Here is a 20,482-nt window from a genome sequence, read left to right on the forward strand (position 1 = left end):
GGAGAGGTGAAGAGATGGCGCCCGCTGCAGGAAGCTCGCCGCCTGCAGCGGGCCGACCTTTGCCTCAGCTCGACTTGCCGCTGGCGAGTGCCGCGGCGAGGCGGAGCTGGATGTCGTCGGCGACCGATTGCGCGGCGCGGTTCTCGGCGTCGATCTTGGCCCGCTGGTTGGCGAAGGCCTGGTTCGAGCGGTCATAGGAGGCGACGCCGCGGTTGAGCGAACGCAGGATGACCTTGCCGGTCGCGATTTCCCTGAGCTCATAGGCGACGGTGACGGTGACCGAATAGGCCGGCGCCGTCTCGTCGCGCTCGAAGCCGAGGCGGGCATCGGCGGAGGTGACCCGCAGCGACAGTTCGTAGCGCGGCGGCGCCGGGTTGCCGCCGCCGGTGAAGCCGAAGATCAGGTTGTTGCGGACTTCCTGGCCGACGCGGTCGCTGACGTCCTCGACCTGGACGGCCGAGAGGTCGGCCGCGACATTGGGGCCGTTGGCGATGGTCATGTAGACCGGCTGGATGGTGCAGGCGGAGGCCAGCACGCCGAGCGACAGGGCGACGAGGCCGCCCCGCACCAGCCGCGACAGGCGCCCGGCGCCCGCCGAGGCGCGCGCCCAATCCAGTCCGCGATCAGACGACGACATTGACGATCCTCTTCGGCACGATGACGATCTTGCGGGGTGCGCGGCCTTCGAGCGCCTTGATGACGCCGTCGAGCGCCAAAGCAGCCGCTTCGATCTCAGTTTCCGACGCCGTCGCCGAGATTGTCAATTCGGCGCGCTTCTTGCCGTTGATCTGGATCGGCAGGACGAGCTGGTCCTCGACCAGCAGCGCCGGATCGACGGCCGGCCAGGGAGCCTCGGCGGCGAGGCCTTCGCGGCCGAGCACGACCCAGAGTTCCTCGGCAAGATGGGGGATCATCGGGCCGATGGCCGCGACCAGGAACTCGGCCGCCTCGCGCAGCGCGAAGGCGAGATCCGCCGCCGGCTTGCCGCTGCCGCTTTCAACCGCCTTGCGCGCCGTGCCGATGGCTTCGGCGAAGACGTTGGCGAAGCCGTGGATGCGGGCTACGGCGACGTTGAAGCGCAGCCGGTCGATGTCGTCCTCGACATGCGCAGCCAGCTTGTGCGTGGCGCGGCGCAGCGCATCGGCTCCGGGGCCGAAGGTGTCGGGCCGGGCGAGATCGCCTGCCGAAAGCTCGACCGCCTCGCCGACTAGGCGCCAGAGGCGCTGGGTGAAGCGCCAGGCGCCCTCGATGCCGGCTTCGGTCCATTCGCTGTCGCGCTCGGGCGGGGTGTCGGAGAGCATGAACCAGCGGGCGCAGTCGACGCCATAAGTGTCGGCGACGATCTCCGGCGGCACCACGTTCTTCTTCGACTTCGACATCTTCTCCGGCGGGCCGACCGTCACCGGCTCATCGGTGCCGACCTTGACGGACGTGCCGTCGGCGCGCTTCTCGACCTCTTCCGGGAACAGCCACTTGCCGTTCTGGTCCTTGTAGGTCTCGTGGACGATCATGCCCTGGGTGAAGAGGCCGGCGAAGGGCTCCTTCACCGAGACGCGGCCGGTGTGCTCGAGGGCGCGGGTGAAGAAGCGCGAATAGAGCAGGTGCAGGATCGCGTGCTCGATGCCGCCAATATACTGGTCGACCGGGAGCCAGTGATCGGCCGCTTCCTTGGAAAGCGGCGCCTCGCCGGGCGCGCTCGCGAAGCGGGCGAAATACCAGGACGAATCGACGAACGTATCCATCGTGTCCGTCTCGCGCGTCGCCGCCCCGCCGCATTGCGGGCAGGTGACGTGCTTCCAGGTCGGATGGCGATCGAGCGGATTGCCGGGCTGGTCGAAGGTGACGTCGTCCGGCAGCTTGACCGGGAGATCTTCTTTCGGAACCGCGACCGGTCCGCAGCTTGGGCAATGGATGATCGGGATCGGGCAGCCCCAATAGCGCTGGCGAGAAATGCCCCAGTCGCGCAGGCGGAAATTGACCTGGCGCTTGGCCTGCGGCGCGTTGCCGAGCACCTGGCTCTCCAGCCGCTGCGCCACGGCTTCCTTCGCCTCGGGGATCGTCATGCCGTTCATGAAATCGGAACGGAACAGCGTGCCGTCATCGGTATAGGCGACGTCGCCGACCTCGAAGGCGAGCGCATCCGCGCCTTCCGGCAGGACGACGGCCTTGACCGGCAGGTCGTATTTGCGGGCGAAGTCGAGATCGCGCTGATCATGCGCCGGGCAGCCGAAGACGGCGCCGGTGCCATAATCCATCAGGATGAAGTTGGCGACATAGACGGGCAGGTACCAGCCCGGCACTAGCGGGTGCTTGGCGCGGATGCCGGTATCGAAGCCCTTCTTCTCCTGCGTTTCGATCGCCTCGGCCGAAGTGCCGGTTCGACCGCATTCGACGATGAAATCGGCGAGCGCCGGATTGGTCTCGGCCACCTTGGCGGCAAGCGGATGGTTGGCCGCGATGGCGACGAAGGAGGCGCCATAGAGCGTGTCCGGACGGGTCGTGTAGACCTCGATCTCGGTCTCGCCGGTCGGGGCGGAAATGGCGTCGAGGCCGAAGCGGACCATCAGGCCCTCGGAACGGCCGATCCAGTTCTTCTGCATCAGCCGGACCTTGTCCGGCCAGCGGTCGAGCTCGTCCAGCGCGCCGAGCAGTTCGTCACCGAACTGGGTGATCTTGAAGAACCACTGCGACAGCTTGCGCCGCTCGACCAGGGCGCCCGAGCGCCAGCCGCGCCCGTCGATCACCTGCTCGTTGGCGAGCACGGTGTTGTCGATCGGGTCCCAGTTGACCTCGCTCTCCTTGCGGTAAACGAGATTGGCCGCGAAGAAGTCGGTGAAGATGCGCTGCTGTTCGGCGTAATAGGAGGGATCGCAGGTGGCGATCTCGCGGCTCCAGTCGAGCGAAAGGCCGAGCAGCTTCAGCTGCGCCTTCATCGTCTCGATGTTTTCATACGTCCAGATCTTCGGGTGGCTGTTGCGCTCGATGGCGGCGTTCTCGGCCGGCAGGCCGAAGGCGTCCCAGCCCATCGGATGCAGGACGTTGAAGCCCTTCATGCGCTTGAAACGGGCCACCACGTCGCCCATCACATAATTGCGGCCATGGCCGATATGGATGCGTCCCGACGGGTAGGGGAACATTTCGAGCACGTAGTATTTCGGACGCGGATCGTCGTTCTTCGTCTCGAAAATGCTCTGTTCGGCCCAGGCACGCTGCCAGCGCGGTTCGGCATCACGAGGGTTGTAGCGTTCTATGGCCATGGTCCGTCGTCGAAAAGAGTGGGAAAAGGGCAGCTTCATGCCGCCGGAACAGGGTGCGACCTTCACCAGAAACGCGCCGCCCGGTCAACCGCTATCGGCGACGCAGGCACGATCCCGAGGCTTCGCGCCCGCTTCGCTCGGTTGAGCGCCACCGCCGGCCATGCTAGGCGCAGCATCTATCTGCTCCGGAGGCGACATGCCCGTTCCCAAGACCGACGATGTCCAATCCCGCCTGGCTTCCGTCCTGGCCCGCATTGCGGCGAAAGAGGAACAGTCCGGCCGCGCGCCCGGCTCGGCCAAGCTCATCGCCGTCTCCAAGACCTTCGATGTCGACGAGATCCGCCCCGTGATCGCCGCCGGCCAGCGCCGCTTCGGCGAAAACCGGGTGCAGGAGGCGCAGGCCAAGTGGCCGCTGCTGCGCGAGATGGCCGGCGATATCGAGCTGCATCTGATCGGGCCGCTGCAATCCAACAAGGCGAAGGAGGCTGTCGCGCTGTTCGACGCGATCCATACCGTCGATCGCGACAAGATCGCCGGCGCGCTTGCCGGCGAAATCCAGAAGCAGGGACGCACGCCGCAGCTCTTCGTTCAGGTCAATACCGGGCTCGAGCCGCAAAAGGCCGGCATCGCGCCGCGCGAGGCGGCCGAATTTGTCGAGCGCTGCCGCACGGTGCATGGGCTCACGATTGGTGGGCTGATGTGCATTCCCCCGGCCGGCGAGGCGGCGGGGCCGCATTTCGCGCTGCTCGCCAAGATGGCGGCCGAGATCGGCGTCGAAAATCTCTCCATGGGGATGAGCGGGGATTTCGAAACCGCGATCGCCTTCGGCGCGACGCATGTGCGCGTGGGCGGCGCGATCTTCGGTTCCCGCCCGCCGATCGTGGCGGCGGCGGAGCCGGAAGTGCCGGCGGTGGCTGGGCCCGAAGGGCCGGGCGAGACGGGTTGAGGATTGCAGGTTCTTCCCAGGAGGCGCCGACCGCCCGCTTTCCCTCACCTCTCCCTCAGGGAGAAGTGAAAGACCGCCATCCACCGCCCCTTCAACACGAATCTACCGCACCTCGATCGCGGCGCCGGGCTTCAGCCGCTGCAGAAGCTTCCGCATGTCCGACAGACGGACGGCGACGCAGCCTTCCGTCGGCAGGAAGCCGGGGCGGGCGAGGTGGAAGAAGATGGCGCTGCCGCGGCCCTGGCTGCGGCGTGTCACGTTGCAGTCGAGAATGACCACGACATCATAGAGGCCGTCGTCGCGCCACATCGTTTCGGCGTTCCTGGGATAAGGCATCCGCACCGGGCGGTTGTAGTTGCGGTCGCCGACGGCATCGCACCAGCCATCGCCCGGGCGTGATCGCCGCAGGGGCAGGCGGGTCGCGGGACGGGGAATGCGGTCGGCGCGGTATCGGATGTCGAGAATGGCGAAGCGGCCCGCGGGGGTGGCGCCGTCGCCCTCGCGCTTGTTGCGGGTGACGCCGGCTCGGCCGAGCGCGCAGGGGAAGCGACGATCGCCGAGACGGAGAATTCCCTTCGTCGGCGCGCCGGGACGCGGCTGGACGATCACCGTCTGGCGGTTGTGCTGCGATCCGTGACGACTAAGCTTCGGCATCCCTATTTTCCGTAGACCGATGCGTGGATTTGGCGATGCGGGGCCTGCCTTGCATCTCGCCATGATTGAGGTCTAAACCTTACGCCAGCGATGCAGAAGCGTACTTCGGCTGTTCATGCAGAAACCGAAGAAACCGTCAGGGGGCGAGCGCCATGGCCGCACGGCGAATTCTGGTTGTGGATGATGACGATCTGTTGCGCGAAAGCCTCGTGGAGCAATTGTCGCTCTATGAAGAGTTCGAACTGATGGACGAGGCGACGGCGACCAAGGGCGTCCAGCGCGCCCGGGCCGAGCCGACCGATCTGCTGATCATGGATGTCGGCCTGCCGGACATGGACGGCCGCGAGGCGGTGAAGCTGCTGCGCAAGGGCGGCTTCAAGGGCCCGATCATCATGCTGACGGGACAGGATTCCGAGTCGGACACCATTCTGGGCCTCGAGGCCGGCGCCAACGACTATGTGACGAAACCCTTCCGCTTCGCCGTGCTGCTGGCGCGCATCCGCGCGCAATTGCGCCAGTTCGAGCAGAGCGAGGACGCCACCTTCTCGATCGGCCGCTACACCTTCCGCCCGAGCGCCAAGCTGATGCTGGACGAGCGCGGGCAGAAGATCCGGCTGACCGAGAAAGAAACGTCGATCCTCAAATTCCTCTATCGAGCCGGCGAGAAGGTGGTCGGCCGCGATATCCTGCTGCATGAAGTCTGGGGATATAATTCCGGGGTCACGACGCACACGCTGGAAACCCATATCTATCGTCTCAGGCAGAAGATCGAGCGCGAACCGTCGATTGCGGAGCTGCTTGTCACGGAAGCGGGCGGATACAAGCTGGTTCCGTGATAGAGTTGCCGCAAGGCTGCTTCGTTCGCGGCCAGGGGCAGGGACATCGGCGTGACGCTTGAACAGGATATCGCTCTTCTCTCGACGGTGCCGCTCTTCACGGCGCTTTCGCCAGACCATCTGCGCCTGATCGCGTTCAGCGCGACGCGGCTGGAACTGCCGGCCGGGCGCGTGCTGTTTCGCGCCGACAGCAAGGCGCTGTCCGGCTTCGTCGTGATGTCGGGCGAGATCGAGATGGCCGATGGCCATGGCGAGAACCACAGGCGGCTCGGCCTGTTCGGCCCGGGCACGCTGCTGGGCGAAGTGGCGCTGTTCATCGAGACGCGCCGGCCGGCGACGGCGACGGCCACCGGCGACACGCTGGTGATCGAGATCGACCGCACGCTGATGCGGCGCATCCTGACGGAATATCCCGATGTGGCGGCGCGGATGCACACCCGCATTGCCGACCAGCTGATGGAAACCGTGGGCGCGCTCGGCAGCCTGGAAAACCGGTTCGAGGGCGACCGCTTTTCCGCGACGGGCCGGTAATCCAGGGGACGCGTCTCCCGGCGACGCGGGCTTCGGTTCGTGGTGCAGAAGACGCGAACCGGGCCCTCAGACGGCCAGGCGGGCGATGACCGGCACGTGGTCGGACGGCTTGTTCCAGCCGCGCGCCTCGGTGATGACCTCGATGCCCTGAAGCCGCGCGCGCAGCGGCGGCGTCACCCAGACATGGTCGAGGCGGCGGCCGCGATTGGACGTCTCCCAATCCTTGGCGCGGTAGCTCCACCAAGTGTAGAGCTTTTCGTCCATCGGCACGAACTGACGCATCGCATCGATCCAGCCGCCGGCCTCGCGCACCTCTTCCAGCAGCTTCGTCTCGACCGGGGTATGGCTGACGACGTTCAGCAGCTGCTTGTGCGACCAGACATCGTGCTCATAGGGGGCGATGTTGAGATCGCCGACGAGGATCGCCGGACCGCTGGTCTCGGCGCCGGTCAGCCAGGTCTTCATCTCCTCGAGAAAACCGAGCTTGTGGGCGAATTTCTCGTTGATCGCGGGATCGGGCTCGTCGCCGCCGGCCGGAATGTAGAAATTGTGCAGCGTGATCGGCAGGTCGCGGTCGGTCAGCGTCACGGAGATGTGCCGCGCATCTTCCTTGCCGAAGAAGCCGCGCCGCTTGGTTTCGATGAAGGGCTTGCGCGAGACGGTGGCGACGCCGTGATAGCCCTTCTGGCCGTGCACGGCCTGGTGGACATAGCCGAGCTTGCGGAACGCGCTCGCCGGGAAATTGTCCTCGATGCACTTGATCTCCTGCAGGCAGAGCACGTCGGGACGGTGCGCCTCCAGGAAGGCGGTGACGAGGTCGATCCGGAGACGGACCGAATTGATGTTCCAGGTCGCGATGCTGATGGTCATGTGAGGCCCCGGCGGCAGGAGAACCGCGGCGCCCGCAATACGCAATCACGCCGGATATCGCCAACGAAAAATCGCGGGGGCGCGGCGCGGCAAGGCCGGCGTGGCCCTGGCGATACACCCGAGGCACCATGATGGAATGCAGGAGGACTGTCCCAAAAAGGAACGCCCAGCTCCGGGGGGGAAGCTGGGCGTTGCGCTTTGCAGCGCCTTGCGCCCGTCTATGACGCGGCGCTTCGCGGGACCATCTTCGGCGAGACGGGGGGCACTACCGATCGATGGAATGGCCCGCTGTCTATAGATTTGGTGCGCCCTGGAGCGAATTCAAGTTGGCGTGCCATTTCCATCGCACCGGCGCGTTCACAAGCGCGCGATCGGCCTATCTCAGGCTCTTGTTCGGCAGGTAGTAGTTGATCTTGAAGTTCTTCGGATCGGCCGGTTTGCCGATCTCGACGTCGTAGACGGCGACCGACGTGTCGAGACCCTGCGAATCCGTCACGACCCATTGGCGCAGTTCATAGGTGCGCGTGTCGAAGATCAGCTTCAGGCTGCCGCCGCCGAAGCTCGACCCCTGTTCCAGCACCAGCGAGATCAGGTCCGGCTCCTCGATCAGCTTGCGCACGATGTTGGAGGAGGTCAGGTCCATCTGGTCGGCCAGAAGATAGCGCAGCGGCGTCTTCTTCAGCGGATACAGGTCCTGCGTCATCATCTTGTTGTCGCGGATCGCGACCTGGTTGCCGTCGGCGACGACGTCCATCTTCACCGGCGGGCTGTAGTTGAAGCGGATCTTGCCGGGACGGGCGAGGAAGAACACGCCTTCCGACTGCTCGCCGCTCGGGCCGAACTGGATGAAGCGGCCCTGCATGGTGCGGATCGAGTTGAAATAGGCGTTGATCTTGCGAAGCGCGGCCATTTGCTGCGCGTTGAAGGCGGCTTCCGCGCGGCCGGGCAGGCCGATGGCGCCGAGCGCGACCGTGGCGCCGAGGCCGAGCGTGGTGGCCAGGAAGCGACGCCGGGTCAGGCCGTTTTCCGTATCGATCGTCACGATGGGCATCCTTCGCGTGGTTCGCAGTCTAGCGTCATTCGCGGTCTTCTTCGCGATGTCGGGCGGCTCCAGGCCGGCATGCGCCGGTGATGGAAAACGTCCCGCCTTGCGACCTAGTTCCGATTGATGGCGATTTCGCGTTCGTCAGAACCGGCCGGCTTCCTCGCCTTCAACGAGAATTTCGCGTTTTCCGGCATGGTTGGCGGCGCCGACAAGGCCTTCCTTCTCCATGCGCTCGATCAGCGAGGCGGCGCGATTGTAGCCGATCGACAGTCGACGCTGGATATAACTGGTGGAGGCCTTGCGGTCGCGCAAGACCACGGCGACGGCCTTGTCATAGAGATCGTTCGATTCATCGCCGCCGAGCACCGAACCGCCGGCCTCGCCGCCGCCCGCCTCGTCACCCTCGCCATCGTCTTCGGTGATGGCGTCGAGATAGTCGGGACGGCCCTGCAGCTTCAGGTGGCTGACGATCTTCTCGACTTCCTCGTCGCTGACGAAGGGTCCGTGCACGCGCTGGATGCGGCCGCCGCCGGCCATGTAGAGCATGTCGCCCTGGCCAAGCAGCTGTTCGGCGCCCTGTTCGCCCAGAATGGTGCGGCTGTCGATCTTCGAGGTGACCTGGAAGGAGATGCGGGTCGGGAAGTTCGCCTTGATCGTGCCGGTGATGACGTCGACGGAGGGGCGCTGCGTCGCCATGATGACATGGATGCCGGCGGCGCGGGCCATCTGCGCCAGGCGCTGCACCGCGCCTTCGATGTCCTTGCCGGCGACCATCATCAGATCGGCCATCTCGTCGATGATGACGACGATGTAGGGGATCGGATCGAGCGGCAGGTCTTCCTGCTCGTAGATCGCCTCGCCGGTTTCCTTGTCGAAGCCGGTCTGGATCGTGCGGGTCAGGATCTCGCCCTTGGCCTTGGCCTGGCCGACGCGGGCATTGTAGCCGTCGATGTTGCGCACGCCGACCTTCGACATCTTGCGATAGCGGTCCTCCATCTCGCGCACGGTCCATTTCAGCGCGACCACGGCCTTCTTCGGATCGGTGACGACGGGCGTCAGCAGATGCGGGATACCGTCATAGATGGAAAGCTCGAGCATCTTAGGGTCGATCATGATCAGCCGGCATTCTTCCGGCGTCAGCCGGTAGAGCAGCGACAGGATCATGGTGTTGATCGCGACGGACTTGCCCGAGCCGGTGGTGCCGGCGACGAGCAAATGCGGCATGCGCGACAGATCGACCACGACCGGCTCGCCGCCGATCGTCTTGCCGAGGCCGATCGGCAGCCGCGCCTTCGATTGTTCGAAATCGTTGGCGGCCAGCATTTCGCGCAGGAACACCATTTCGCGGCGCGCATTCGGCAATTCGATGCCGATGGCATTCTTGCCGGGGATGACGGCGACGCGGGCGGCGATCGCGCTCATCGATCGGGCGATGTCGTCGGCAAGGCCGATCACGCGGCTCGACTTGATGCCGGGCGCCGGTTCGAGTTCGTACAGCGTCACGACGGGGCCGGGCCGGACATGGATGATGTCGCCGCGGATGCCGAAATCGTCGAGCACGCCTTCGAGCACGCGGGCGTTCTGCTCCAGCGCCTCGGTGTTGATCTTGGTGCGCGGATCGACGGCGCGCGGGGCGGCCAGAAAGTCGAGGGTGGGCAGTTCGAACACGTCGTTCTGGCCGCGCGTCGGCTGCGCCTCGCGGGTCTGGCGCTTGCCGGGCCGGGCGCGGGCAGCGGGCTGGGCGGCACGGCCGGCCGGCATCGGCGCGGGGATCGGCAGGTCGTCGTCCTCCTCGTCGGCCCAGTCGTCGGGATCCGCCTCCATCGGCGCCGTCTTGACGCGGCCGCTGGTCTGGCCGGCGGCCATGCGTGGCTCGACCCGTCCGATCCGGCCCTCGGGAATGTCGGCGGCCGCGGCGGCGCGGCGTTCCGCCTTGTCGGCGTTGCCGCGGCCGAAAAGCCGGCCGAGGCTTGCCTTGGCCGAATAGCCGAAATGCGCCAGCGCGCCGAGCGGCACGGTCAGGAAGCTGGAGCGATCCTCCTCGCCCATGATGTCGTCGGTGTCGAAATCCTCGTCGCGGCGCGAACGCTTGGGGGCGGCGCGGGTCGGCTCGCGGACCGGCAAGGCCTCCTCTTCCTCGCGGCCGAAGCGGATGAAGCCGGTCGCGTGCAGGAACAGAACAATGGCGAGGAGCGTGAACAGCGCGCCGGCGACGAAGGTGGCGTTGCTGCTAACCGGGGTGCCGACCACGAGCGCGGGAAGGCGGGCGATGATGTCGCCGATCACGCCGCCCATGCCGGTTGGCAGCGGCCATTTGGCCGTCACCGGCACCAGCGCCAGCAGCGCGGCGGCGAAGGCGCTGGCGCCGAGCCAGGAAAGCAGCATCGTCTTGCGGAAGCGGCGGCCGCCGAACAGGCAGCGCCAGCCCCAGATCACGGCCGGCAGCAGCAGCATCGCAACGGCGAGGCCGAAGAACTGCATCAGCAGATCGGCGATGATCGAGCCCGGCAGGCCCAGCATGTTGGCGGCCGGCTTGGACACCGCATAGGAGAGCGACGGATCGTCGACCGTCCAGGTGGCGAGCGCCGTGGCAATGGCGGCGATGCCGGCGAGAAGCGCCAGCCCGACCAGATGTCCCAGATGGCGGCGGACAAGCCGGCTCATGCCGTCCTCGTCCTCGGAGGGCATGGGCATTGAAACCGATCGTGTCGAACGCATGGTCCGGTCATGTCCTTTGCACGTCTAGCGCGGGGGCGCTTCGTGAGGAAACGGTCCCGCACTGTCTCCGTCGTTGGATCGTCGGAGGGCCGAAGCCGGTTCCCCTCCTTGGCGATCCGATTAACCAAGAACCCGCGCCATGCGGGTCAGTGCTTCCTGAGTCGTCGCCAGGTCCTGGACCATGGCGACGCGGATATAGGGTGTGCCGGGATTGCTCCCGTCCGGCAGCGGCAGCGACAGATAGGCGCCGGGGATCGTGCGTACGCCCGCCTCGCGCCAGAGCCGCGTGGCCGCCTCGACGCCGTCGCCGACCTCGAGCCAGAGGAAGAATCCGCCTTCCGGCCGCGTGGCGCGGACCCGGGGGCCGAGCGTCGCCAGCGCCGCGTCATACTTGGCGTTGTAGAGCGCACGGTTCTGCGCGACGTGGCCTTCATCCGAATAGGCCGCCACCGCCACCGCCTGGATCGGGCCCGGCACCTGCGGCGCCGCCACATTGCGGAAGCGGGTCCAGGTCTCGAGGAAATCCGGGTCGCCGGCGACGAAGCCACAGCGCAGGCCCGGCAGGTTGGAGCGCTTCGACAGCGAATGGAAGGTCAGGATGTTGGCGTAGCCCGCGCCGAGACGGTCGGCCGCCTGCAGCACGCCGGGTGGCGGTCCATCTCGGTAGATCTCGGAATAGCACTCGTCGGCGAAGATCATGAAATCATGCGCGCGGGCGATCTGGATGACGTGGGTCCAGTCCTCCAGCGTAGCGACGTCGCCCTGCGGCGCGGTCGGCGAGGCGATGTAGACGGCGATGGTGCGGGTGAGCACCTCGGTGGGCACCTGGCCGAGATCCGGGAAGGAACCCTCCCGGCCCGAGCCGAGCAGGACCACCTCGGCCCCGGCGACTTCCGCGCCGGCGGCATAGGCCTGGTAGAACGGGTTGGGCAGCAGCACGACGGGCTTTTCGAGGCCGGGCTTGCGCTGGCGGGCGGTGAGGGCAGCCAGCGTCAGCCCTTCGCGCGAGCCGTTCAGCGGCAGCGCCATGCGCTCGGGATCGATGGTCGCGTCGAGGCCATAGCGCCGGTCGAGCCAGCGCGCGATGGTCTGTCGGAAGGCATCGGTGCCGCGAATGGGCGGATAGCGGCCGAACAGCGCGACATTCTCCGCGATCACCGGCGCCACGAAGGCGGGGATCGGATGCTGCGGCTCGCCGATGGTGAGGTTGATCGCGGGCAAGCCGGGTTCGACGCCTGCCAGAAGGCTATTCAGGCGGGCGAAGGGAGAGGTCTCTTTCTTGGCGCTGGTCGTCACGCTTGCCTTCACACTGGCTGGGTCGCTTGGCGGGCGGAGTCCCACCCGGGGCTGGATTGCAGAAGAGCAACGTAGCGGCCGTTGGTTAAGCCGGCTTTAACCATGGCGACGGGGGCCAAAAAAAGACCCCGGCGCGAAGGCCGGGGTCTTTCCACTCTGGAAGGCTTGTTTTTGGGGTGGGCGCCCGGGGGCGCCCGCCGATGCTAGTTGTGGTAGGCGCGTTCGCCGTGCTCGACGATGTCGAGGCCTTCGCTCTCGACTTCCTTGCGGACGCGGAGACCGATGATGACGTCGACGATCTTGTAGAGGATCGCCGAACCGACGCCGGACCAGACGACCGTGAACAGCACGCCTTCGATCTGGATCCAGAGCTGGTGGCCCATCGCGTAGTCGGCGACGCCCGTGCCGCCCAGCGACGGGCTGACGAGGATGCCGGTGGCGATGGCGCCGACGATGCCGCCGACACCATGGATGCCGAAGACGTCGAGGCTGTCGTCATAGCCGAAGCTGTTCTTCACCGTGGTGACGAAGAAGAAGCAGACGATGGCCGCGCCGAAGCCGAGCACGATGGCACCGACCGGGCCGATGAAGCCGGCAGCCGGGGTGACCGCGACCAGGCCGGTGACGACGCCCGAGATGCCGCCGAGCATGGAGGGCTTGCCGCGGACGATCCATTCGATCAGCGACCAGCCGATGGCGGCGCCTGCCGTGGCGACGAAGGTGTTGATGGTGGCGAGACCGGCGACCGAGCCGGCCGTGAGCGCCGAACCGGCGTTGAAGCCGAACCAGCCAACCCAGAGCATCGCGGCGCCGACCATGGAAAGGGTCAGCGAATGGGGAGGCATCAGATCCTTGCCGAGGCCGGTACGCTTGCCGATGATCAGGGCGCCGACCAATCCGGCGATACCGGCGTTGATGTGGACGACCGTGCCGCCGGCGAAATCAAGCGCGCCGCGCTGGAACAGCCAGCCGGTCGACTGCCAGACCGAGTGGGCGATCGGCAGATAGACGATCGTGATCCAGAGGATCATGAACAGGATGACGGCCGCGAACTTCGTGCGCTCGGCGAACGAGCCGACGATCAGCGTGGCGGTGATCGCCGCGAAGGTCATCTGGAACGACAGGAAGACGTATTCCGGAATGGTGCCGGAGAGCGTGTCCGGCGTGATGCCCGCGAGGAAGGCCTTCGAAAGGCCGCCGATCAGCGCGCCGCCATCGGTGAAGGCGAGGCTGTAGCCGTAGAAAACCCAGATGATCATCGCGACGCAGGCGATCAGGAGAACCTGCATCAGCACCGACAGCATGTTCTTGGTGCGGACGAGGCCGCCGTAGAACAGCGCGACGCCGGGGACGATCATGGCGAGGACCAGGATGGTCGAAACCAGCATCCAGGCGGTATCGCCGGAATTCAGCGTCGGCACCGCGGCGGTCACGGCCTCGACGGCCGGCTCGGTGGCGTCCTGCGCGAAGGCGGCGACCGCCGATGCCAGCAGCGCGCCTCCCGCCGCAGCCAGAGAGAAGGGAGCATTTCGAAGGTTCATTGCAGTTCTCCTGTCGGACCGGCGTTGCCGCCGGTTGCCTGCGCCCGGGGCGAAGCCCTTCTCGCAGCTGTTTTTCGATGGGATGGCGGGTCGACTTGAAGGCTGTGCCACGCGCTGGAGCCAGCGGACGGCGCGAGGCGGAAGGCGCTAGAGCGCGTCGGTGTCGGTCTCGCCCGTGCGGATGCGGACGGCCTGTTCGATCTGGTAGACGAAGATCTTGCCGTCGCCGATCTGGCCGGTCTTGGCGGCGGCGGCGATGGCCTCGACGACCTTGTCGACGGCTTCGCTGGCCACGGCGACCTCGATCTTGAGCTTGGGCAGGAAGCTGACGGCGTATTCGGCGCCGCGATAGATCTCGGTGTGGCCCTTCTGGCGGCCATAGCCCTTGACCTCGGTAACGGTCAGGCCCTGCACGCCGATGCCGGTCAAGGCGTCGCGCACCTCATCCAGCTTGAACGGCTTGATAATCGCCATCACGATTTGCATGTGTTCGGATCCCATTTCTCTCTGCGTCTGGTGGACGGCGGACTCCGATGGCTCGGAGCCCTCAGTAACGGTCGCGGACAAGCGAACGCCTTCGCTGGCAAACACCAATCAAGGTCCGTGCCAACTCCGACCATTGTGCCGAAAAAAATGTGAACAGCGCAAAAGGGCGGCACGCCGCCTGTCAAAACGCAGGCGTCGCCGCGATCTCGCCGCAAATTCTGATCGCGGCATGAGCAAATTTCGAATTATGCCTAATTAATAGGCTTTGGTTTCCGCGATGCCTGGCGAACGGGCGAAAGCGGTCGACGCGATTTTCACCGGCTGACCGGCCGGACCAGCCCTTCCTGCGCCACCGAGGCGACCAGCACGCCCTGGCGGTCGAACAGGCTGCCGCGGTTGAAGCCGCGCGCGCCATGCGCGGAGGGGCTGTCTTCGACATAAAGCAGCCAGTCGTCCATCCGGAACGGCCGGTGGAACCACATGGCGTGGTCGAGGCTGGCGACCTGCAGGCCCGGCTCGAACACCGACCGGCCATGCGCCAGAAGCGTGGTGTCGAGCAGCGTCAGGTCGGAGGCATAGGCGAGAACACAGCTGTTCAGCACGGGATCGTCGCCGATCGCGATCCTGGCGCGAATCCAGATGGCGTGGCTGGTGCGCGGTTCGTCGCGCCGGAAATAGGCCTTCCGGTCGACCGGGCGCAATTCGATCGGCCGCAGCCGCTCCCAGTAGCGGCGCACGCCCGCCGGGGCGCCGTCGAGCAGGGCCGCGCCGATCTCGCCGTCGACCGGCAGGTCTTCCGGTCCCGGCACGTCGGGCATGGATATCTGGTGCTCCAGCCCGTCCTCGCGGATGTGGAAGGACGCCGACATGATGAAGATCGTCTGGCCGTGCTGGATCGCGACGACCCGGCGCGTCGAGAAGCTGCCGCCATCGCGCACCCGCTCGACCTCGTAGACGATCGGCGCGGACGGATCGCCCGGGCGAAGAAAATAGCCGTGCAGCGAATGCACGAGCCGGTCCGTGACGGTTCGCGACGCGGCCACCAGCGCCTGGCCGATCACCTGCCCGCCGAAAACCCGCTGCCAGCCGGGATCGAAGCTGCGACCCCGGAACAGATTGTGTTCCAGCGGCTCCAGATCGAGTATCGAGAGAAGGTCGTTGATCATGCTTGCATCGGTCGCGTTCGGAAAATCGGGATCGGCGGACGTCGCTCAGTTGCGGCCGCCCGCCCACCAAGTCAAGCGGCCACCGGGCGTGGCGGCGCAGAGTCGGAAGGGATGAGTTCATGGCAGCACGGATGGAGACGGGTTCGGCCATCGACGTCCTGATCGCCGGCGGCGGCTATGTCGGCCTCTGCACGGCGCTGGCGCTGAAGCAGGGCGCGCCCTCGCTTGCAGTCGCCGTCGTGGACCCGGCCCCGGCCGGCGCCGGCTCGCGCGACGGCCGCGCCTCGGCGATCGCCGCGGCGGCGAAGCGGATGCTGGAGACGCTCGGCATCTGGCAGCGGATCGAGACGACCAGCCAGCCGATCACCGAGATGATCGTCACCGACAGCCGCCTGCGCGATGCCGTGCGGCCGATCTTCCTCACCTTTTCCGGCTCGGTCGAGAGTGGCGAGCCCTTCGCCCATATGGTTCCGAACGGGGCGCTGGTCGGCGCGCTGTCGGAAGCCTGCCGCGCCGCCGGCGTCGAGCTGATCGCAGGCAATTCGGTCGCCGATTTCACCACCCGCGCGGCCTCGGTCGAGGCGAGGCTTGCCAGCGGCGGCACGATCACCACGCGCCTGCTGGTGGCCGCCGATGGCGCGAAGTCGCGCCTGCGCGATCTCGCCGGCATTCGCACGGTCGGCTGGTCCTATGGCCAGTCGGGAATCGTCACGACGGTGCAGCACGAGCGACCCCATCATGGCCGGGCGGAGGAACATTTCCTGCCAGCGGGCCCGTTCGCCATCCTGCCCCTGCCAGGCAACCGCTCGTCGCTGGTCTGGTCGGAGCGCACCGAGCATGCGGACCGGCTGGTCCAGGCGGACGAGTTTACCTTCCAGCTCGAGCTCGAGCGGCGCTTCGGCCATCACCTGGGGCCGATCGAGGCGATCGGCCCGCGGCGCGCCTATCCGATCGGCCTGAAGCTCGCGCGTTCCTTCATCGCGCCGCGCGTGGCGCTGGTCGGCGATGCGGCGCATGCGATCCATCCGATCGCCGGCCAGGGCCTCAATCTCGGCTTCAAGGATGCGGCCGCCCTGGCCGAGACGGTGGTGGACGCCGCCCGCCTCGGGCTCGACCCAGGCACGCTCGACATCCTGGAGCGCTACGAGCGCTGGCGCCGCTTCGACACGGTGCAGATGGGCATCGTCACGGACGGGCTGACGCGGCTGTTTTCCAACGACAATCCGGCGCTGCGCATCCTGCGCGATGTCGGCCTCGGGCTGGTCGACCGCCTGCCGCGCCTCAAGGAGAGTTTTATTGGCGCTGCGTCCGATGTCGGCCAGGCCGGCCCGCGCCTGCTGCGCGGCGAGGTGATTTGAGGGGGCTTCCCTGTCTTTTCCAGCCGATCACCCCGCACTGCCATCATCCTGAGGCGCTTCGCGCCAGCGAAGCCTCGAAGGAGGATCCAGCGGTAAAAATCCGTGCAGCGGTCCCGATTGTGGGTATTCCCTGGACCCTCCTTCGAGGCCCGGCTTTGCCGGGCGCCTCAGGATGATGGTCGAGTTTTGGGGACGCGGCCTTTGGGTCTGTTGCCCCGACCGGCTTCGCCTGTTGGACGTTGCGATCCGAATCATCGTTCCGCCGCGGTCGGCGGAGGAACGGAATTTCCTCAGAACGGCCGGGCTTCGTCCGGGAGCATGATCGGGATGCCGCTGCGGATCGGGTAGGCGAGACGCGCCGCGCGGCTCACAAGCTCCTGGCGTTCGGCGTCATATTCGAGCGTCGTCTTGGTCAGCGGGCAGACCAGCAGCTCCAGCAGCTTGGGGTCGACCCGGCTTTCCTCGCGTTCGGCATGCACCATCGCCGGGTTCCTATTGCAGCTGTGACGAGGCGTTGCCGTCGCCGCGTCGGGCGAGCGAGATCTCTGTCAGCGCGATCAGCGTCTCGGCCCGGGTGCGCAGGTCCGGCGCTTCGAGCAGCGCCTGCTTCTCCGCCATGCCATAGGGGCTCATCATCGACAGCGCATTGACCAGCGTCTCGTTCGACGCCTTCTCGATGCTGTCCCAGTCGGCTTCGAGCTGGTTGGCGTCGAGATAGAGGCGGAACGTATCGAGCAGATGGCTGCGATCGACCGTGTCGGCGCCCGCGTCCTCGACGAAGTCGGACGGGAAATCGATCGCCGTGACCCGGCAGCGGCGGAAGCCCGATTCGGGCTCGACCTCTTCCAGGATGCGGAAGCGGCTGATGCCGGTCAGGCAGATCATGTAGCGGCCGTCGCCGGTCTCCGAATAGGAGGTGATGCGACCGGCGCAGCCGACCGCGAACAGCTCTGCCGCGTCCTCGCCGTCTTCCGTCACCGTCATCGGCTGGACCATGCCGATGATGCGGTCGCCCGCCATTGCATGGTCGACCATGGCCATGTAGCGCGGCTCGAAGATGTTGAGAGGCATCTGGCCGCGCGGCAGGAGCAGCGCTTCGGGCAGCGGAAAGACCGGAATCAGATCGGGAAGATCGTCCGGGGCTTCATAGATGGCATTGCCTGCCTGCATGCGAATGGTGCCTTACGAGAACAGAAGCGAGGAAAGACGGCGGCGCCCGTACAGCGTCACCTCGTCCATCGGGCCCCAGGCCTCGAAGAACTGAACGAGCTGCTTGCGCGCCTTGTCATCCTCCCAACTGCGATTGAGGCGGAAGATGTCAAGGAGCTGGTCGGCGGCATCCTCGCGCTGGTCCTTGGCATTGAGCAGCAGGGCCAGGTCGAAGCGGGCGTCAAAATCCTTGGGATTGCTCTCGATCCGGGCGCGAAGCTCGCCTTCCTCGCCGAGATCGGCCGACTGGTCGGCGAGCGCAATCTGCGCGCGGACGGCCGAGACACCCGGGTCGTTGGCCTTTTCGGGCGGAAGCGAATCAAGCAGCTCGCGCGCCGCCTCGACATTGCCGGTCGCGACGTCGCAGCGGGCGAGACCCACCAGCGCCTTGAAGGTGTCGGGCTCGGCGGCCAGGATGGCGGCATAGACGTCGGCGGCCTGGGCGAACTGGCCCTGCTCGACGAGCGCGTCGGCCTCGGCCAGCGCCGCTTCGACTTCGGCGCCGCCGGCGGGACCCGCGACCCGCTCGATGAATTCCTTGATCTGGCCTTCCGGCAGCGCGCCCATGAAGCCATCGACCGGGCGGCCGTCGACAAAGGCGATCACGGCCGGAATCGACTGGATGCCGAGCTGGCCGGCGATCTGCGGATGGTCGTCAATGTTCATCTTGACGAGACGGACCGTGCCGCGCGCCTGCTGGACGACCTTCTCGATCACCGGCGTCAGCTGCTTGCACGGGCCGCACCAGGGCGCCCAGAAATCGACGAGTACCGGCTGGCGGCGCGATTCCTCGAGAACGTCCTTGGCGAAGCTGTTGGTGGTCGTGTCCTTGATCAGCGTGTCGGCGCCATTGGCAGCCTGGGTCGCGGCGCTGTCGCCGATGCTGAAGCTGGGCTGGTTCATGCGGATTGCCTCGATCATCAAAGGCCGGCTCCCGCGCCGGCGCGTCGCGGAGAACATGGCGCTTCGAACCCGGTTTTACAAATCCGGACTGGCCGCGGCTTCGGAAAAAGACAGGAGCAGCGGCTCGTGGCCGGTGGCGCGCAGGAAGGCGAGCAGGTCGGCGGCGGCGATCGTCGTGGTCGCCGTATTGACGAGCGGATGGAAATTGACGGCGCCCGCGGTGGCCAGCGTCTCGTCGAGCACGACCGTCAACCGGGCCGGCTGGTCGTTGATCACGCCGAACGGGGTCACCGAACCCGGCAGCACGCCGAGCAGGCTCTGCATCAGCTCGGCCGAGCCGAACGAGACGCGGCCCGAGGCGCCGATCCGCTCATGCAGCCGCTTCAGGTCGATCGCGGCATTCTCCTCGGCGACGACGAGGAACAGCGCGCCCTTCTTGTCCTTGAGGAACAGGTTCTTGCTGTGCAGGCCGTCAATGGCGCCGCGCAGCGCCTGCGATTCCTCGACCGTGTAGAGCGGCGGATGGGTCACGGTGGTCGTCCCGATGCCGAGGCCCTCGAGAAAGGCGAACAGTTCGTCCTGGCTTGCCGGCATGCATTCCCCCTCGGTGGCTGGCATTTCTCTTCCGCGCCCCGCGCCGAAGACTGTCGTCGCGTTTTCCTGGGCAAGCCTTTCCTGAAGCATGCCGCGCCGGGGGCGGCAAGCGGGGAGGCGCAGGCGGACAAAAAGAAAGCCCGGCACGGGGCCGGGCTTTCTCGTCGAGGCAGGCGCGAGGGATCAGAACTTGAAGTTCAGGCCCGCGGTGACCGCATGGGCGGTGACGCCGCCATTCACGACGGGATCGAAATTGCCGATATCCTTCTTGCCGAGGTCGACATAGTCGTATTCGAGACGGCCTGTCAGGTTCTTGGTGAAGGCGTATTCGACGCCGGCGCCGGCGGTCCAGCCGACGGCCCACTGGCTCTCGTCGGCATATTTCAGATCGCCATAGGCGACGCCGCCCTTGGCGTAGAGCAGGAAGTTGTCCCACGCATAGCCGGCGCGAACCGTCGTCTTGCCGAGCCAGTCGAGCTCCGCCACGTCCTTCAGCGAGCTGTAGGCGATGTCGGTTTCGACGCCGATGACCCAATGGTCGATCTGGTAGTTGTAGCCCGCCTGGGCGCCGACAAGGCCGCCCGTGCCGCTCAGGCCGTCGAGATCGCCGGTGAAATCGCCAAACAGCGCGCCGCCATGCACACCGACATAGAAGCCGGTCCAGTCAAAGGCGGCCTCGGTGACGATCGGAGCCGGGGCCGGAGCGGGCTCGTAGGTCAGATCGGCGGCGGAAGCGGCGCCGGTCAGCGCGACCAGGGCGGCGCCGGCGAGAAGAAGCTTGGTCATTGGTACCTCAAGAGATGCGAGCCCGGGCCGCTACGCACCCGAAACTCCGCCTCTCAGCCACCCCTGGCTTACCCGTGGCGAGGGCTTAGCACCGGCTTCTGGACAGAACGATGGCGGCGGCGCGGCCCGCTGCCTCCGGCCCGGATTCCCGGCTGGGCTGCGCCAAAAAGGTCGCTCATCGTGGCGGGGCGGTGGCGGCTTTCTGGCGCAAATCGGCGCGAAAAAACTCTCTTGCAATCGATTCCGGCTTCGGCCATAAGGTGCGCACGCCGGCACCGCCGGGGTT

General features: G+C 66.7%; 19 protein-coding genes. 4 read left to right on the forward strand and 15 right to left on the reverse strand.

The features are described from left to right. Positions 1–64: 64 nt before the first annotated feature. Positions 65–637: an LPS assembly lipoprotein LptE gene (gene lptE, locus OSH10_RS19825; RefSeq protein WP_266333901.1), complete on the reverse strand. Its 573-nt coding sequence runs from the start codon at positions 635–637 to the stop codon at positions 65–67. Beyond that, the gene (leuS, locus tag OSH10_RS19830; RefSeq protein ID WP_266333903.1) at positions 624–3,257 is read right to left on the reverse strand and encodes a leucine--tRNA ligase; all 2,634 of its coding nucleotides are present in this window, start codon (positions 3,255–3,257) and stop codon (positions 624–626) included. The genes lptE and leuS overlap by 14 nt, the downstream gene beginning before the upstream one ends. 196 nt (positions 3,258–3,453) lie before the next feature. Here leuS and OSH10_RS19835 point away from each other — a divergent pair, with 196 nt between their 5' ends. Then, positions 3,454–4,203, forward strand: coding sequence for a YggS family pyridoxal phosphate-dependent enzyme (locus OSH10_RS19835; RefSeq protein WP_266333905.1), 750 nt, complete (start codon positions 3,454–3,456; stop codon positions 4,201–4,203). A 102-nt stretch (positions 4,204–4,305) separates the two neighbouring features. On the opposite strand, the gene OSH10_RS19840 is transcribed toward OSH10_RS19835, so the two are convergent. Beyond that, positions 4,306–4,857 carry a L,D-transpeptidase family protein gene (locus OSH10_RS19840; RefSeq protein ID WP_266333907.1) on the reverse strand — a complete coding sequence of 184 codons (552 nt, stop codon included), beginning with the start codon at positions 4,855–4,857 and terminating at the stop codon, positions 4,306–4,308. Between the two features lie 152 nt (positions 4,858–5,009). On the opposite strand from OSH10_RS19840, the gene OSH10_RS19845 reads away from it, so the two are divergent. Beyond that, positions 5,010–5,693, forward strand: coding sequence for a response regulator transcription factor (locus tag OSH10_RS19845; RefSeq protein WP_266333909.1), 684 nt, complete (start codon positions 5,010–5,012; stop codon positions 5,691–5,693). Between the two features lie 51 nt (positions 5,694–5,744). After that, positions 5,745–6,224: a cyclic nucleotide-binding domain-containing protein gene (locus OSH10_RS19850; protein ID WP_266333911.1), complete on the forward strand. Its 480-nt coding sequence runs from the start codon at positions 5,745–5,747 to the stop codon at positions 6,222–6,224. Between the two features lie 66 nt (positions 6,225–6,290). Here the strand turns inward: OSH10_RS19850 and xth are convergent, their stop codons facing one another. The 7 genes from xth to tesB form a co-directional block, all read right to left on the reverse strand. After that, a complete protein-coding gene (xth, locus tag OSH10_RS19855; protein WP_266333913.1) occupies positions 6,291–7,094 on the reverse strand; it encodes an exodeoxyribonuclease III in 804 nt (267 codons plus the stop codon). Between the two features lie 376 nt (positions 7,095–7,470). After that, entirely contained in the window at positions 7,471–8,145 is a 675-nt protein-coding gene (locus OSH10_RS19860; RefSeq protein WP_266333915.1) for a LolA family protein, read from the reverse strand. A 135-nt stretch (positions 8,146–8,280) separates the two neighbouring features. Continuing rightward, the gene (locus tag OSH10_RS19865; protein WP_407660735.1) at positions 8,281–10,857 is read right to left on the reverse strand and encodes an FtsK/SpoIIIE family DNA translocase; all 2,577 of its coding nucleotides are present in this window, start codon (positions 10,855–10,857) and stop codon (positions 8,281–8,283) included. Between the two features lie 120 nt (positions 10,858–10,977). Further along, positions 10,978–12,153: an aminotransferase class I/II-fold pyridoxal phosphate-dependent enzyme gene (locus tag OSH10_RS19870; protein WP_266333919.1), complete on the reverse strand. Its 1,176-nt coding sequence runs from the start codon at positions 12,151–12,153 to the stop codon at positions 10,978–10,980. Positions 12,154–12,356: 203 nt separating this feature from the next. Beyond that, positions 12,357–13,694: an ammonium transporter gene (locus tag OSH10_RS19875; protein WP_266333921.1), complete on the reverse strand. Its 1,338-nt coding sequence runs from the start codon at positions 13,692–13,694 to the stop codon at positions 12,357–12,359. A 147-nt stretch (positions 13,695–13,841) separates the two neighbouring features. After that, positions 13,842–14,180, reverse strand: a complete 339-nt coding sequence (locus OSH10_RS19880) for a P-II family nitrogen regulator (RefSeq protein ID WP_266333923.1) — start codon at positions 14,178–14,180, stop codon at positions 13,842–13,844. 314 nt (positions 14,181–14,494) lie between these two features. Further along, entirely contained in the window at positions 14,495–15,346 is an 852-nt protein-coding gene (gene tesB, locus OSH10_RS19885; protein ID WP_266333925.1) for an acyl-CoA thioesterase II, read from the reverse strand. A 119-nt stretch (positions 15,347–15,465) separates the two neighbouring features. On the opposite strand from tesB, the gene OSH10_RS19890 reads away from it, so the two are divergent. Next, the gene (locus tag OSH10_RS19890; protein ID WP_266333927.1) at positions 15,466–16,704 is read left to right on the forward strand and encodes a ubiquinone biosynthesis hydroxylase; all 1,239 of its coding nucleotides are present in this window, start codon (positions 15,466–15,468) and stop codon (positions 16,702–16,704) included. A gap of 290 nt (positions 16,705–16,994) precedes the next feature. Here the strand turns inward: OSH10_RS19890 and OSH10_RS19895 are convergent, their stop codons facing one another. The 5 genes from OSH10_RS19895 to OSH10_RS19915 form a co-directional block, all read right to left on the reverse strand. After that, positions 16,995–17,186, reverse strand: a complete 192-nt coding sequence (locus OSH10_RS19895; protein WP_266333929.1) for a Trm112 family protein — start codon at positions 17,184–17,186, stop codon at positions 16,995–16,997. Between the two features lie 10 nt (positions 17,187–17,196). Next, entirely contained in the window at positions 17,197–17,874 is a 678-nt protein-coding gene (locus tag OSH10_RS19900; RefSeq protein ID WP_266333931.1) for an LON peptidase substrate-binding domain-containing protein, read from the reverse strand. A gap of 12 nt (positions 17,875–17,886) precedes the next feature. Next, positions 17,887–18,834 (reverse strand): thioredoxin, encoded by a 948-nt coding sequence (gene trxA / locus OSH10_RS19905; RefSeq protein ID WP_407660736.1) that lies wholly within the window; start codon positions 18,832–18,834, stop codon positions 17,887–17,889. A 57-nt stretch (positions 18,835–18,891) separates the two neighbouring features. Next, positions 18,892–19,410 carry a prolyl-tRNA synthetase associated domain-containing protein gene (locus OSH10_RS19910; RefSeq protein ID WP_266333933.1) on the reverse strand — a complete coding sequence of 173 codons (519 nt, stop codon included), beginning with the start codon at positions 19,408–19,410 and terminating at the stop codon, positions 18,892–18,894. Between the two features lie 183 nt (positions 19,411–19,593). Then, the gene (locus OSH10_RS19915) at positions 19,594–20,196 is read right to left on the reverse strand and encodes an outer membrane protein (protein ID WP_266333935.1); all 603 of its coding nucleotides are present in this window, start codon (positions 20,194–20,196) and stop codon (positions 19,594–19,596) included. Between the last annotated feature and the right edge of the window lie 286 nt (positions 20,197–20,482).

Origin of the sequence: Kaistia defluvii (assembly GCF_026343955.1) — a bacterium.
Taxonomy (GTDB): Bacteria; Pseudomonadota; Alphaproteobacteria; order Rhizobiales; family Kaistiaceae; genus Kaistia; species Kaistia defluvii.